This is a genomic window from Pseudomonas sp. NFACC32-1 (genome assembly GCF_900101215.1).
Taxonomy (GTDB): domain Bacteria; phylum Pseudomonadota; class Gammaproteobacteria; order Pseudomonadales; family Pseudomonadaceae; genus Aquipseudomonas.
In genome coordinates, this window is the sequence record NZ_FMUL01000023.1 from 14,987 (window position 1) to 27,437 (window position 12,451).

General features: G+C 61.1%; 13 protein-coding genes. 10 read left to right on the top strand and 3 right to left on the bottom strand.

Annotated features, from left to right (window positions below; genetic code table 11):
- The 7 genes from mmsB to gntB all read left to right on the top strand — a co-directional run bounded on the left by mmsB (position 1) and on the right by gntB (position 7,918).
- A complete protein-coding gene (mmsB, locus tag BLP99_RS24735) occupies positions 1-888 on the top strand; it encodes a 3-hydroxyisobutyrate dehydrogenase (RefSeq protein WP_072388700.1) in 888 nt (295 codons plus the stop codon).
- Between the two features lie 241 nt (positions 889-1,129).
- A complete protein-coding gene (locus BLP99_RS24740) occupies positions 1,130-2,092 on the top strand; it encodes a proline dehydrogenase family protein (protein ID WP_072388697.1) in 963 nt (320 codons plus the stop codon).
- A 10-nt stretch (positions 2,093-2,102) separates the two neighbouring features.
- Positions 2,103-3,164, top strand: coding sequence for a threonine aldolase family protein (locus BLP99_RS24745; protein ID WP_072388695.1), 1,062 nt, complete (start codon positions 2,103-2,105; stop codon positions 3,162-3,164).
- Positions 3,161-4,465, top strand: a complete 1,305-nt coding sequence (locus tag BLP99_RS24750; protein ID WP_072388693.1) for a hypothetical protein — start codon at positions 3,161-3,163, stop codon at positions 4,463-4,465. Before BLP99_RS24745 ends, BLP99_RS24750 begins: the two co-directional genes overlap by 4 nt.
- Positions 4,462-5,670 (top strand): MFS transporter, encoded by a 1,209-nt coding sequence (locus BLP99_RS24755; protein WP_072388691.1) that lies wholly within the window; start codon positions 4,462-4,464, stop codon positions 5,668-5,670. Before BLP99_RS24750 ends, BLP99_RS24755 begins: the two co-directional genes overlap by 4 nt.
- Positions 5,671-5,673: 3 nt before the next feature.
- The gene (locus tag BLP99_RS24760) at positions 5,674-6,789 is read left to right on the top strand and encodes an aminotransferase class V-fold PLP-dependent enzyme (RefSeq protein WP_072388689.1); all 1,116 of its coding nucleotides are present in this window, start codon (positions 5,674-5,676) and stop codon (positions 6,787-6,789) included.
- A gap of 142 nt (positions 6,790-6,931) precedes the next feature.
- A complete protein-coding gene (gene gntB / locus BLP99_RS24765; RefSeq protein WP_072388687.1) occupies positions 6,932-7,918 on the top strand; it encodes a guanitoxin biosynthesis L-arginine gamma (S) hydroxylase in 987 nt (328 codons plus the stop codon).
- 66 nt (positions 7,919-7,984) lie between these two features.
- On the opposite strand, the gene BLP99_RS24770 is transcribed toward gntB, so the two are convergent.
- A complete protein-coding gene (locus BLP99_RS24770; protein ID WP_053152030.1) occupies positions 7,985-8,329 on the bottom strand; it encodes a cupin domain-containing protein in 345 nt (114 codons plus the stop codon).
- A 99-nt stretch (positions 8,330-8,428) separates the two neighbouring features.
- On the bottom strand, positions 8,429-9,313 hold the full coding sequence (locus BLP99_RS24775) for a LysR substrate-binding domain-containing protein (RefSeq protein ID WP_072432057.1): 885 nt from the start codon (positions 9,311-9,313) through the stop codon (positions 8,429-8,431).
- A 218-nt stretch (positions 9,314-9,531) separates the two neighbouring features.
- On the opposite strand from BLP99_RS24775, the gene BLP99_RS24780 reads away from it, so the two are divergent.
- Positions 9,532-10,296, top strand: a complete 765-nt coding sequence (locus BLP99_RS24780) for a sulfite exporter TauE/SafE family protein (protein WP_072388683.1) — start codon at positions 9,532-9,534, stop codon at positions 10,294-10,296.
- On the opposite strand, the gene BLP99_RS24785 is transcribed toward BLP99_RS24780, so the two are convergent.
- A complete protein-coding gene (locus BLP99_RS24785) occupies positions 10,286-10,600 on the bottom strand; it encodes a putative quinol monooxygenase (RefSeq protein ID WP_072388681.1) in 315 nt (104 codons plus the stop codon). The genes BLP99_RS24780 and BLP99_RS24785 overlap by 11 nt on opposite strands.
- Positions 10,601-10,797: 197 nt before the next feature.
- Between BLP99_RS24785 and BLP99_RS24790 the strand changes: the two genes are divergently transcribed.
- Positions 10,798-11,388, top strand: coding sequence for an NADPH:quinone oxidoreductase MdaB (locus BLP99_RS24790; protein WP_072388679.1), 591 nt, complete (start codon positions 10,798-10,800; stop codon positions 11,386-11,388).
- Between the two features lie 86 nt (positions 11,389-11,474).
- Entirely contained in the window at positions 11,475-12,377 is a 903-nt protein-coding gene (locus BLP99_RS24795) for a LysR family transcriptional regulator (RefSeq protein ID WP_072388677.1), read from the top strand.
- Positions 12,378-12,451: the final 74 nt, after the last annotated feature.

Below are 12,451 nucleotides of genomic sequence, written 5' to 3' on the forward strand. Positions count from 1 at the left end.
ATGAACATCGCATTTATCGGTCTGGGCAACATGGGCGCCCCGATGGCGCGCAACCTGCTCAAGGCTGGCCATTCGCTGAACCTGTTCGACCTGAACCAGACGGTGCTGGCTGAACTGGCGGCGCTGGGTGGCACCATCAGCACCTCGCCTCGCGATGCGGCCCAGGGCGCTGCGCTGGTGATTACCATGCTGCCGGCCGCCGCCCATGTGCGCAGTGTCTGGCTGGGTGAGGACGGCGTGCTGGCGGGGATTGCCACCGGCACTCCGGCAGTGGATTGCAGCACCATCGACCCGCAGACCGCACGTGATGTCGCTGCCGCAGCCGCCAGGCAAGGCGTGCCCATGGCCGATGCGCCCGTCTCGGGTGGTACCGGAGGCGCGGCAGCTGGCACGCTGACGTTCATGGTCGGCGCCACCGCCGAACTATTCGCCACCTTGCAGCCGGTGCTGGCTCAGATGGGCCGTAACATCGTGCATTGTGGCGAGGTCGGGACCGGGCAGATCGCCAAGATCTGCAACAACCTGCTGCTGGGCATCTCGATGGTGGGGGTCAGCGAGGCCATGGCCCTGGGCGATGCCCTGGGCATCGACACCCAGGTGCTGGCGGGCATCATCAACAGTTCCACCGGACGTTGCTGGAGTTCGGATACCTACAACCCTTGGCCGGGGGTGATCGAAACGGCGCCGGCCTCGCGTGGCTACACTGGCGGTTTCGGGGCCGACCTCATGCTCAAGGACCTGGGCCTGGCCACCGAGGCTGCGCGGCAGGCTCATCAACCGGTGGTGTTGGGGGCGGTGGCACAACAGCTGTATCAGGCGATGAGCCAGCGCGGCGAGGGTGGCAAGGATTTCTCGGCCATCGTGAACAGCTACCGCAAGCCTCAATAACCATTGCCTGATGCTTGTCCCCGCCTGAACCGCGGCGGGGACAATATGAGCGTCCGATGTTTCGTGAAGCTGTAATAAATAATATTTAATGTTGGGTTCGCTCCGTTATTCCCGAGTTTCATATATATATGAAACTTTGGAGAATTGGAGCGGGCCATTATTATTCGAGGGTTGACAGACAAAAATCGTTGCACAATACTCGGCGCTCAGGACGAGCACTACATATCAAGGAGCGATACCCATGCCTTCGCAGGATACATGCGTACTTACGGCTGCCGGCCTAAAAAAATTGGCACTCAATCAGGAATGTCGAGATGCCTTCAATAGGGACTCGTTATTCTTCAGGTTATTTGAGCGCGCCGCGCAGCGCTACATCGTTTCGTCCAGCCTGGACGGGCTTCCTGAAAAGTTGAAACTGCTCTGGGACAAGGGTTACAGGCTGGGTGTCGAATATGTCGGCGAAGAAAACCATGATCCGCGAGTGGTCCAGGCCTTTGTCGATGAATACTTGAAATCCATTCAGGTTTTCTCCAAGGCCAAATTAACTCCCCAGTTAGGTTTCGATTTAAGCGCCGTGGGTATGCTCATATCCGCGGAAACTGCTTATCGCAACGCAGCCACTATCTTGTCCGCCGCTGCGGAACATAATATTCCAGTGATGATCAGCATGGAACATTCCTCCGCGGTCGATAAGATCCTGGAGATATATTCCAAACTGGCCCCCGACCATTCAAATGTCGGCCTTACTGTTCAAGCCCATTTGCATAGGACGGTAAATGATCTGCCGGCCATCATTGGTCATGGTCGCAAGATCAGGTTGGTCAAGGGTGTCTATAACGAAGCGCCTGAAGTTGCTCTTCCTCGCGGTGCGGAACTTGATGAGCGCTATCTGAAACTGCTCGCCGATATCCTGGATGCCGGGGTCCCGGTCAGTTGTGCGACCCAGGATCCAGGCCTGATCCAGCGCATCTTCGACCAGGGCCTGCACACCCGGATTCACGAGTTGGAGATGCTCCACGGTGTGCAGCCCGAGGCGTTGCGCAAAGCCAGGGAGGCGGGGGTGGCCTGCCGGATAGCGGCGGTTTATGGCGACAGCTGGTACCTGCACTTCCTGCACCGATTGGCGGAGTCGCCTGAAAACGTCCTCGAGGCCTTGGCCGATTTCTACGATCCCTCCCGCATTGTCTTTGGCGCAGGTTACTAAGGAAGCCCTCATGTTTATCGATCTCAGAAGCGATACGGTCACCAAGCCAACGGAAGGCATGCGCAAGGCGATCTATCAGGCGGAAGTGGGGGACGATTGCTTCGGCGAAGACCCGACCGTACGAGCCCTGGAAGAATACTGCGCCCAGTACTTCCAGAAGGAGGCGGCGCTTTTCACCTCTGGCGGTACGTTGAGCAACCAGTTGGCGGTCAAGGCCATGACGAGTCCGGGCGATGAGATCTTCCTGGATGCGTCCTACCACATCAATTTCTATGAATCTGCCTCGACATCGGCTTTTTCCGGGGTCAACTTCTCGCTATCGACCCACGACAGCGGGCTGTTCGATGTCAGCGACCTGGAAAGGCTCTACGCTTCCAAATGCCGCTGGAGCCAGAACTATGCCTTGCCCCGGGTGGTGGTCATCGAGAACACGCTGGGGTGCAAAGGCGGCGCGATCTTTCCCCTGCAACAGATGAACGACGTCTTCGCCTACGCCCAGGGCATCGGGGCCTATCGTTACCTCGATGGAGCGCGGATTCTCCATGCCTCCATCGCCTCCGGCATCGACGTGACGTCCTATACCGATAACGCCGACCTCCTGTCCATGTGCCTGTCCAAGGGCCTGGGAGCGCCGATCGGTTCGATCATGGTGGGCTCGCTGGAACTGATACAGCGGGCCAGGAAGTACCGCAAATGGTTCGGGGGCGACCTGCACCAGGCCGGCATGATGGCCGCCGCCGGACTCTACGCGATGCACAACCACGTCGAACGCCTGGCCGAAGACCACGAGCACGCGGCGTTGCTGTATCGACTGCTCGACGACATCGATCAAGCGCCGGCCCGCTACAAGGGCACCAACATGGTGACCCTGGACATTTCCGCCCTGGGGATCGCCCCGGTGCAGTTCGCCGGCTATCTGCGCCAGCAGGGCGTTGGCGGGCTGCCCTACAACGCCAGGGAGATGCGCTTCATGCCGCATATCAACATCACCCGTGACGATATCCAAAAGGCGGCCGGCATTATCAAGGATGTCGTGCGAGCCCTGAGCCAGGCCCGGGAGACGGTCAAGTGATCTACAAGAAGAATGTCGTGCTGATCGTCGATGCCTATTCGATCGGCAGCCTGATCGCGCCTGCTTTCATTTCCCGGGGGCTGGAGTGCGTACACCTGCGTTCCACCGCCAACGTCAACGAGTTCTACAAGCCCTGGTTCCGTCCCGCCGATTTCATCAAGGACATTCTCTACCGTTCGGATGCCGAGCTGCGCCAGGCCCTGTCCGGATATTCGGTGCAGTTCGTGCTGGCCGGTTGTGAGTTCGGTGTCGAACTGGCCGCTCACCTGGCTGCGCTGTTCGAAGTCGAGCGTCGGAACGACCCGAGCCATGCCATTCGCTGGCGCGACAAGTTCGAAATGCATGAGGCCCTGCAACGGGCCGGGGTGCGTTCGATCAAGCATTTCAAATCGGGGTCGCTGGCGGCGATCCAGGACTGGATCAAGGAGCAGAAAATCCTGCCCGTGGTCTTGAAGCCGATCAAGAGCGCCGGCTCGGACAACATCCATATCTGCACGCGGGAAAGCGAAGTCGAGCGGGCGTTCGAGATCATCAAGTCGAGCCGCAACCTCTTTCTCGAAGACAACGATGAAATCCTGGTCCAGCAATACCTGGACAATTGCGACTTCAAGTCCGAGCTGTCGGCGAGCAAGTCCAGCGATGTGGATATCGAGTATTGCGTCAATACCGTGAGCGTCGACGGCCAGCACTATGTCAGCGAAATCATCCGCGTCTTTCGCACCCGGATCGGCGACTCGCCGGTGCATGACTACAACCAGCTGATGTGTCCGGTGGACAACGCCGATGTCTACAGTCGGCTGTCGCGGTACATCTTTTCCGTGCTCGATGCGCTGGGCATCCGCCAGGGCGTCGGTCACAGCGAGCTGATGATCGTCGACGACGAACCGGTGTTGCTGGAGACGGCCGCACGCATGCCGGGCGGTATCGACCTGTCGGCCTACACCCGGGCCCTGGGGCATAACCAGTTGAGCCTGTGGATCGATTCGTTGGTCAATCCCGAGGCCTTCTTCGATTACCGTCAGCGGCCGCGCAAAAGGCTCTATTTCCACTCCAGTTGCGTGTTCCTGATCGCCCGACAGTCCGGGCTCATCAAGCGGGCGCCGGAGCTGGCGCGGTGGAAGGCGATTGCCGGGGTGCACAGCATCAAGATCCAGGACGAAGGTGAGCTCAAGGAAACCGTCTCCCTGGAAAACTGCCCTGGCCATGTCTTCATTCTCGGCAAGGATCGCGCCGCCATTCAGCACAGCATCGAACTGCTGCGCGAAGACGAGCCCGGCGTGTACAGGGACATGCTGGCATGAAGGACCTGTCGGGAGAGCTGACCGTGTCGGGGGAAGCCAGGGTCTACACCAGGCCGGTGGTGTTGTTGCTGTCGGCAACATTTGTCCTGACCATTGCCCGGGCCATGGCCTTGCCGTACCTGGTGGTCTATTTCTCCCAGGCGTTCGGCCTGGGCGTGACCGACATCGGCCTGGTGGTGGGCGGCGCGTTGATCGTCAGTTCCGTTCTGGGAGTGTATGGCGGCTTCCTGGTGGACAGGTTTTCCAACGACCGGATCCTGCTGGCCGCCGCGAGCCTGTTTGCCCTGGCCTTTGCCGTGGCATTCCAGGTCGGCAGCCTGGTGCCGTTCATCATTGCCATTGTGGTGGTGAACCTGTCCTATGCGGTGGTGGATATCGCGGTGAAATCGGGGATTGGTTTCCTGGTGACGCCGGACAAGCGCGGCGGCGTGTTTTCCATGAAATACACCCTGACCAACGTCGGCTACGCCATCGGTCCGTTCCTGGGCGTGCTGTTCGCCAAGATCAGTCCCGGCATGCCCTTCGCGGTCTCGGCGATCATCGGCGCGGGGTTCGTGGCGTTCTACAGCAGCCTGGGTGCGCGGCTGCCGCGGGCAGGACAGACGGAGCGCACGAACCAGCCGTTCGCCCGCGTGCTGGTCCATCTGGTGCGCAATTACCGGCTGGTCTGCTTCACCATCGGAGGTGTCCTCAGTGCCATCGTGTTCGGACAGTTCACGGCTTATCTGTCGCAATACCTGATCGTCACCAGCACCCCCGAGAACACCTACCGGATCATCAATTACCTGGTGACCACCAACGCTTGCGTGGTGATTGGCTTGCAATACCTGATCGGCTCCAGGATCCACCAGAAGAACCTGTTCCGCATGCTGATGCTGGGCATGGCGTTCTTCATCGCGGGGCTCATGGGGTTCGCTCATGCACAGGCCTGGATGGCCTGGGTGGTCGCGATGATCGTTTTCACCGTGGGTGAAATCATCATCATCCCGGCCGAGTACCTGTTCATCGATTACATCGCGCCGGAGGACATGCGAGGCGTTTACTACGGCGCGCAGAACCTCTCCAACCTGGGCGCGGCCCTGGGGCCTGTGCTGTGCGGATTCGTGCTGTCGCTGTATGCGCCCCAGGCGATGTTCCATGTGTTGTCGCTGTGCGTGGTCGCGGCCAGTGTTTTCTATTTCCTGGGTTCAAGGCGAAAGGGGTAATGGATGATCCATTTCAACACTGCGGGGTCGGGCATCATGTCCCCAGAGACATTGAGTCTGATGCAGGCCTACTTGCAGGAGGAAGTCGAGGCGGGCGCCTATGAGACCGAGCTGAATCATTCGCCTGTCCTGGACGTCGAGGTCTACGAAAACATCGCCCGCCTGCTGGGGGCTTCTGCACGCAACGTCGCGCTGTTCGACGGCGCGACGAAGGCCTGGGTGACCGCGCTGGAGGCGCTGACCTGGTCCGAAGGCGATCGCGTTCTGGTCACGCCCTATGAATACGCGGGCAATCTGATCGCACTGTCTACGCTGCAGCGCCTGCATGGCGTGGTGGTCGACGTGATGCCGTTGCTGTCCGATGGCAACCTGGACCTGCACTGGCTGGCCCGGCACATGAGTGCGCAGGTCAAGCTGGTCTCGGTGGTCCATGTGCCTTCCTGCTGCGGCATCGTGAACGACATCGCGGCGGTGGGAAACCTGCTGCGGGATTTTCCTTGCCTGTACTTCGTCGACGCCTGCCAGTCGGCGGGAATGCTGGCGCTGGATGTGCAGGCCATCGGTTGTGACGTGCTGACCGCCGCTGGCCGGAAATTCCTCTGCGGACCACGGGGCACGGGCTTTGCCTTTCTTTCCGAGCGTTTCCTGGCTACCGCGCGGCCTCGTTTCACCGATCTGGGACGGGCCAGCGTGGATGTGCATGGCACGGTCCATCGGACGCTCGAGGATGCGCGCGGCTTTGAATACGCCGAACGCAACAATGCCGCCGTGGTGGGGCTGAACCAAGCGATCAAGGAGCGTCTGTCGAAGGCCTACGGCACGGAATCCGAACGCTATCGCAACCTGTTCGAGCGGCTGGCGACGATGCCCGGCATCAACCTGATTGCCCCAGGCACGCAGCACCAGGGCATCATCGCCTTCACCCATGCCCGCTGCCCGGCCACGGAGCTGGTCGCCTACCTGCGCTCGCGCGGCGTCAACGGCTGGCCTGGGTATGCGTCGCATACGCCGTACTTCATGTTGAAGCAGGGGCATGAGCGTTTCGTACGCTTGTCCGTCAACGCCAGTAACAGCGTCCGGGATATCGATGAAGTCATCGCATTACTGTCGCAACTTTGAATGACCGGAGGGCATGAAACGCAAGAAACCATGGCAGTGGACTGCCTGGTAAGTACCGCACTGATTGTTTGGAAAAATGATTGAGGGCCGTGCAGGCGGGCGTCGCCTGTATTGATCACGTTGAGTACGAAAGGGAATTCCGATGAACGAGGTAAACAGGTTCAATCCTGCTGCTGAACTGAGGCAGCGCTTGCGTCCGCTGTACAGGAAAGACAACTGGCACTGGCTGGTTGCCCTGGGTGCGGACCTCATGGTCATTGTTTCGGCTGTATTGCTGGGCCATCGCTACAACGTCCTGTATCCCCTGGCGCTGCTGTTCATCGGCTCGCGGCAGCGGGCCCTGGCTTCGCTTCTGCACGAGGCGGCGCACATGACCATGGCCCGGAACAAAGTGATCAACAAGTGGGTCGGCGAGTACCTGCTGGCTTATCCGATCTTCCAGAACTACGAAGCGTACCGTCGCTCCCATGTGCAGATGCACCATCATCACCTGGGTGACCAGGACAAGGATCCCGATCACCGGTTCTATATCGAATCCGGCTTGTACGAGGCTCGGGATCGCCTGGACTTCCTGTCCCGTCACCTGTTCAGGAGCGTAACGCTGGTCAACACCTACAAGTATTTCCTCTACCTGGTGAAGAATCGCGCCGGGGACATCCTGGCGAGCCCCTGGCAGGGCGTGAAGCTGCTGGCGGTTCATGGCGCCATCCTGCTGCTGTTCAGCCATTTCATCGGCCCGTGGGGCTATGTCCTGTTCTGGCTGGTTCCGTACTTCACGGTGTTCCAGGTCATCGGCTGGTTCTCAGAGATTTCCGAGCACTTCGGCATGTTCGGCGTGTACAAGGATGAGGTGCAGTTGACCCGCAATCGTTTCCCCACCCGGATCGAGCGGTTGTTCATCGGCATGCATGGCGACAACTATCACCTGACCCATCATCTGTTTGCCGGCGTTCCTTTCTGGAACCTGCCGCACGCGCATCGGATATTGATGGAAGACGAAAGCTACGCCGCAGCCAATCGCGGCTGTGGTGGCATCTTTACGGCCAGGGGAGAGGCCCGGTCCAGTATCCATCAGATACTCGAGGCCTATCGCAGCGGGAAGATCGCGACCATCCAGGTCACGGGATAGGGGGCGTCCTGTTGCGCTGTGCTCAGGGGCGAGCACAGCGCAACGCGCGGATCTGTCGGAGCGGTATCAGGCGAAGACGAAGTACTTGCGCACCGTTTCGACCACTTCCCAGGTGCCTTTCATGCCCGGTTCCACCACGAAGATATCGCCGGCCTTCAAATGGATGGGGGCGTGTCCGTCCGGGGTGATGATGCAGTAGCCTTCCTGGAAGTGGCAGTATTCCCACTTCACATAGTCCACACGCCATTTGCCCGGCGTGCAGATCCAGGTCCCCATGATCTTGCTGCCGTCTTCGCTGGTGTAGGCGTTGAGGTTGACGGTGTGCGGGTCGCCTTCGAGCTTTTCCCACTTGCAAGCGTCGAGGACGGGCAGCGGGTGGGTATCGCGCAGGACGGTGATAGGTGCGGTCATAGGGACTCCGGGCAGTGGACGGTAAGCTCAAGAGCACCCTATAGGCCCGGGCGTGGGGTCAGTTGTCTGTACTCGACATCCGGCTACCCAGAAACGCAATCAATCGCCGGCCAGGTGCAGGGCCAGCGCCCTGGCGTAGGCCGGCAATGCCTGGAAGTCGCGCGCGGCCAGCAGCAAGGCCCGTTGCGCCCAGGCTTCCTGCAGTGGCAGGCATCGGTAAGAGGGCGCGGGCGTGCGGCGCTCGATGGCGGCCCTCGGCACGATGGCAATGCCTGCGCCGTGGGCCACCATGCGAATCACCCCGTCGAAGCTGTCGGCACGGATACGGATCTGCATGCGCAGCCCGCTGTGCAGGGCCTGCTCCTCGAGGTAAACCGCCAGGGCGCTGGAAGCGTTCAGGCCGACGTAATCATGGGCCAGGGTCTCGCTGAAACTCACCACGCGACCGTCCGCCAAGGGATGCCCGGAAGGCAGGATCAAGGTCAGTGGATCGTGTCGAAAGGGACGGGTCTGCAAGCCATCGGTGTCGACTGCGTCGGAGACGATGCCCAGGTCCGCCGCGCCCTGGCGCAACGCGTGGGTGATCCGCGTACTGGGCAGTTCCTGCAGGTCGATGTCCAGATTGGGGTGGCCCTTGAGGAACGTCGCCAGCAATTCGGGCAGGTATTCGCTCATGGCGCTGGTGTTGCACAACAGCCGCACGCGGCCTTTGACCCCCTTGGCGTATTCAGCCAGGTCTTGCTGCAAGTGCTCCGCATGCTGCAACAACACCCTGGCATGTTGCGCCAAGGCCTTGCCTGCCGGGGTCGGTGTGACGCCCCGCCGCCCGCGTTCGAACAGGGCGATCCCCAGGGAGGCCTCCAGGGCGCGGACCCGGGCACTGGCCGCCGCCAGGGACAGATGGCTGCGGCTGGCACCGGCGGTGATGTTGCCGGTGTCGAGAATGTTGAGGTAGAGGCGCAGGTCGGTGAAGTCGAAATGCATGGGCGTTGATTCTCTGCCGGGTTCGGCGGTGGCCGATGGGACACCTTCGCGGGCAGGATGCGCGCGCCTCATGTGAGGGGCATCCACTTTTTCTCTGTGGAAGCGAGCCTGCTCGCGAAAATGCCAGATGCGTGAACTTCTCTGCCTCTTGTCCTGCAAGAGGCTGCCTCAGTATATGGCAGATTTCCAAATCGGCGTGCGCAGGCCAGGATAGCGCCATGGACACTCTCATCGTTTTCTATCAGAACCTGGGCCTGGCGCTGTCGTTGCTGGTCATCGCCACCTTCCTGCTGGCCGGCACCGTCAAGGGCGTGATCGGCCTCGGCCTGCCGACCCTTTCCATGGGCCTGCTCGGGTTGGCTATGGCACCGGTGCAGGCTGCGACGTTGCTGATCATTCCGGCCACGCTGACCAATATCTGGCAACTGGCGTCCGGCGGCCATCTGCTCGCCTTGATCGGGCGTTTATGGCCGCTACTGCTGGCGATTTCTCTCGGCACCGGCCTCGGGTCCTTATGGATCGGAATGTCGGGCGGGCCCTGGGTGGTCCGGGCCTTGGGCGGGGCGTTGCTGCTGTATGCATTGAGCGGGCTGATGCTGCCGACACTGCGGGTGGCGCCGCGGATCGAGCCGTGGCTTGGCCCGCTCTGTGGATTGCTGACCGGTGTCATCACCTGCGCCACCGGAGTGTTCGTGATTCCGGCGGTGCCTTACCTGCAAGCCCTGGGCTTGAGCAAGGATGAGCTGGTGCAGGCGCTGGGGCTGTCCTTTACCGTTTCGACGCTCGCACTGGCCGCCGGCCTGCTATGGCGCGGCGCCCTGGGCGGCGGTGAGTTGAGCGCTTCGGTGCTGGCGCTGGCCCCGGCGCTGTTGGGCATGTGGCTGGGCCAGGCCTTGCGTCGGCGGATCAGCGCCGTGCTGTTCCGGCGGGTGTTTTTCGTCGGCCTGGGCGCGCTGGGCGTCCACTTGCTGGTCAGCGGCTAGCCGAGGACGGGCTGAGCATGTCGACCCGGCGGATCTCGAAGTCGCGCTCAAGGTAATCCATACGGTGCTCGAAAAACGCCTTCATGTGCGGCAGGTTCGAGTGCACGTCGAGGTGGGCCTGGGATTCCCAGATCTCATAGAAGATAAACAGCGTCGGATCTTCCCGATCCCGCAGCATGTGGTATTCGATGCAGCCGGGCTCGGCGCGGCTTGGTTCGACATAGGCCCGGAACAGCGCTTCGAAGGCTTCGGCTTTTTCCGGGCGAGTCTTGGCGTGAAGAATGAAACCGTGCAATTGGCTCATGGAAGGCTCCTGGAGGGTCAGTGCCCAGGATTTTAAGGCAACAATCGCTCGCGGATTCGTGCTTGTAAGTCAAATGAGTTTTGCCGCTGCGGTGCTTATTCCGCGCGAGGCTCATCGGTACTCTGCCGCCATCGTTTTTCAACTCTCCATCCGGCGACTTCCAATCAGTACGCCGTGGAACCCGATGAGGTGACTCCATGAAAAAAGTTCTGCTGCTCAATGGCGGTAAACAGTTCGCGCATTCCGACGGTCGCTACAACGCGACGCTCCACGAGACAGCGCTCAGCGTGCTGGACCGTGGCGGCCTGGATGTAAAGACCACGTTCATCGATGGCGGCTACGACATCAAGGAGGAAGTTGCCAAATTCCTCTGGGCCGACGTGATCATCTACCAGATGCCGGGCTGGTGGATGGGGGCACCGTGGACCGTCAAGAAGTACGTCGACGAAGTCTTCACCCAAGGCCATGGCAGCCTCTACGCCAATGACGGCCGTACTCGCTCCGATGCTTCCCAGAAATACGGCAGCGGTGGCCTGCTGCACGGCAAGCAGTACATGTTGTCGCTGACCTGGAACGCGCCGCAGCAGGCCTTCGACGACCCGACCGACTTCTTCGAAGCCAAGGGTGTGGACGCGGTGTACTTCCCTTTCCACAAGGCCAACCAGTTCCTGGGCATGACCGGCCTGCCGACCTTCCTGTGCGTGGACGTGATGAAACGCCCGAACATCGAAGCCGATATGGCGCGTTATGAGCAGCACCTGAGCGAAGTGTTCGGCCTGAAGGCCTGACCTTGCCCTGGTCCGGTGTCCCGTTGCTATCCTGTGGCGAGGGATCGATGTCCTCGCCATGAACCGACCAGCCGACAGGGGCCTATGTGAAAGCCAGATCCGATGAGTTGCAGGTGTTCATCTGCGTGATCGAATGCGGGTCGATTTCCGCCGCCGCCGAGCAGGTCGGACAGACGCCCTCGGCGGTCAGCCGCACCTTGTCGCGCCTGGAGGCCAAGCTCGACACCACCCTGATCAATCGCACCACGCGCCGCATGGACCTGACGGAGGAGGGCAAGTATTTCTTCGAGCAGGCCAAGGGCATCCTCGACCAGATGGAGGCGCTGGAGGAGCGATTGTCGTCCCGCCAGAAAAAACCGGCCGGACGGCTGCGGATCAACGCCGCTTCACCGTTCATGCTCCACGCCATCGTCCCGCACATCGAGGAGTTTCGCGGCCTCTACCCGGACATCCAACTGGAGCTCAACAGCAACGACCTGATCATCGATCTGCTGGAGCAGAGCACGGACATCGCCATCCGCATCGGCACCCTCTCCGATTCGACCCTGCATGCCCGGCCCCTGGGTTGCAGCCCGCTGCACATTCTCGCCAGTCCTGGTTATCTGGAGCGGCATGGCACGCCGGCCAGCGTTGCCGAACTGGCGGAACACGCGCTGTTGGGCTTCGCCCAGAACGATGGCCTCAATCAATGGCCCCTGCGCCATCTCCATGGTGATCGCTGGCCGATCCAGGCGAGCATCAGCGCCTCCAGCGGCGAGACGGTGCGCCACCTGGCGCTGCAAGGGCAGGGCATCGCGTGCCTGTCAGACTTCATGACCCGGGAAGATATCCAGGCCGGTCGATTGAAAGTCCTGCTGGCGCAGGCCAACAGCGGATACCGTCAGCCCATCAACGCGGTGTACTACCGCAACTCCCAGCTGGCGCTGCGGATCCAGTGTTTCCTGGATTTCATCCAGGGCAAGCTCGCCGACTACGCCTCGCGGCCTTAGCCTGGCACCGTTGCTGCCCGTGATCGCGGCGTATCAGTCCACACGGCGTTGAATGCAAGGGTCGCGCCCTTGGC

Coding starts and splice junctions, on each gene's coding strand:
- BLP99_RS24755 (WP_072388691.1), top strand. CDS start 4,462: ATGAAGGACCTGTCGGGAGAGCTGACCGTGTCGGGGGAAGCCAGGGTC.
- gntB (WP_072388687.1), top strand. CDS start 6,932: ATGAACGAGGTAAACAGGTTCAATCCTGCTGCTGAACTGAGGCAGCGC.
- BLP99_RS24760 (WP_072388689.1), top strand. CDS start 5,674: ATGATCCATTTCAACACTGCGGGGTCGGGCATCATGTCCCCAGAGACA.
- BLP99_RS24770 (WP_053152030.1), bottom strand. CDS start 8,329: ATGACCGCACCTATCACCGTCCTGCGCGATACCCACCCGCTGCCCGTC.
- BLP99_RS24785 (WP_072388681.1), bottom strand. CDS start 10,600: ATGAGCCAATTGCACGGTTTCATTCTTCACGCCAAGACTCGCCCGGAA.
- BLP99_RS24740 (WP_072388697.1), top strand. CDS start 1,130: ATGCCTTCGCAGGATACATGCGTACTTACGGCTGCCGGCCTAAAAAAA.
- BLP99_RS24745 (WP_072388695.1), top strand. CDS start 2,103: ATGTTTATCGATCTCAGAAGCGATACGGTCACCAAGCCAACGGAAGGC.
- mmsB (WP_072388700.1), top strand. CDS start 1: ATGAACATCGCATTTATCGGTCTGGGCAACATGGGCGCCCCGATGGCG.
- BLP99_RS24775 (WP_072432057.1), bottom strand. CDS start 9,313: ATGCATTTCGACTTCACCGACCTGCGCCTCTACCTCAACATTCTCGAC.
- BLP99_RS24780 (WP_072388683.1), top strand. CDS start 9,532: ATGGACACTCTCATCGTTTTCTATCAGAACCTGGGCCTGGCGCTGTCG.
- BLP99_RS24790 (WP_072388679.1), top strand. CDS start 10,798: ATGAAAAAAGTTCTGCTGCTCAATGGCGGTAAACAGTTCGCGCATTCC.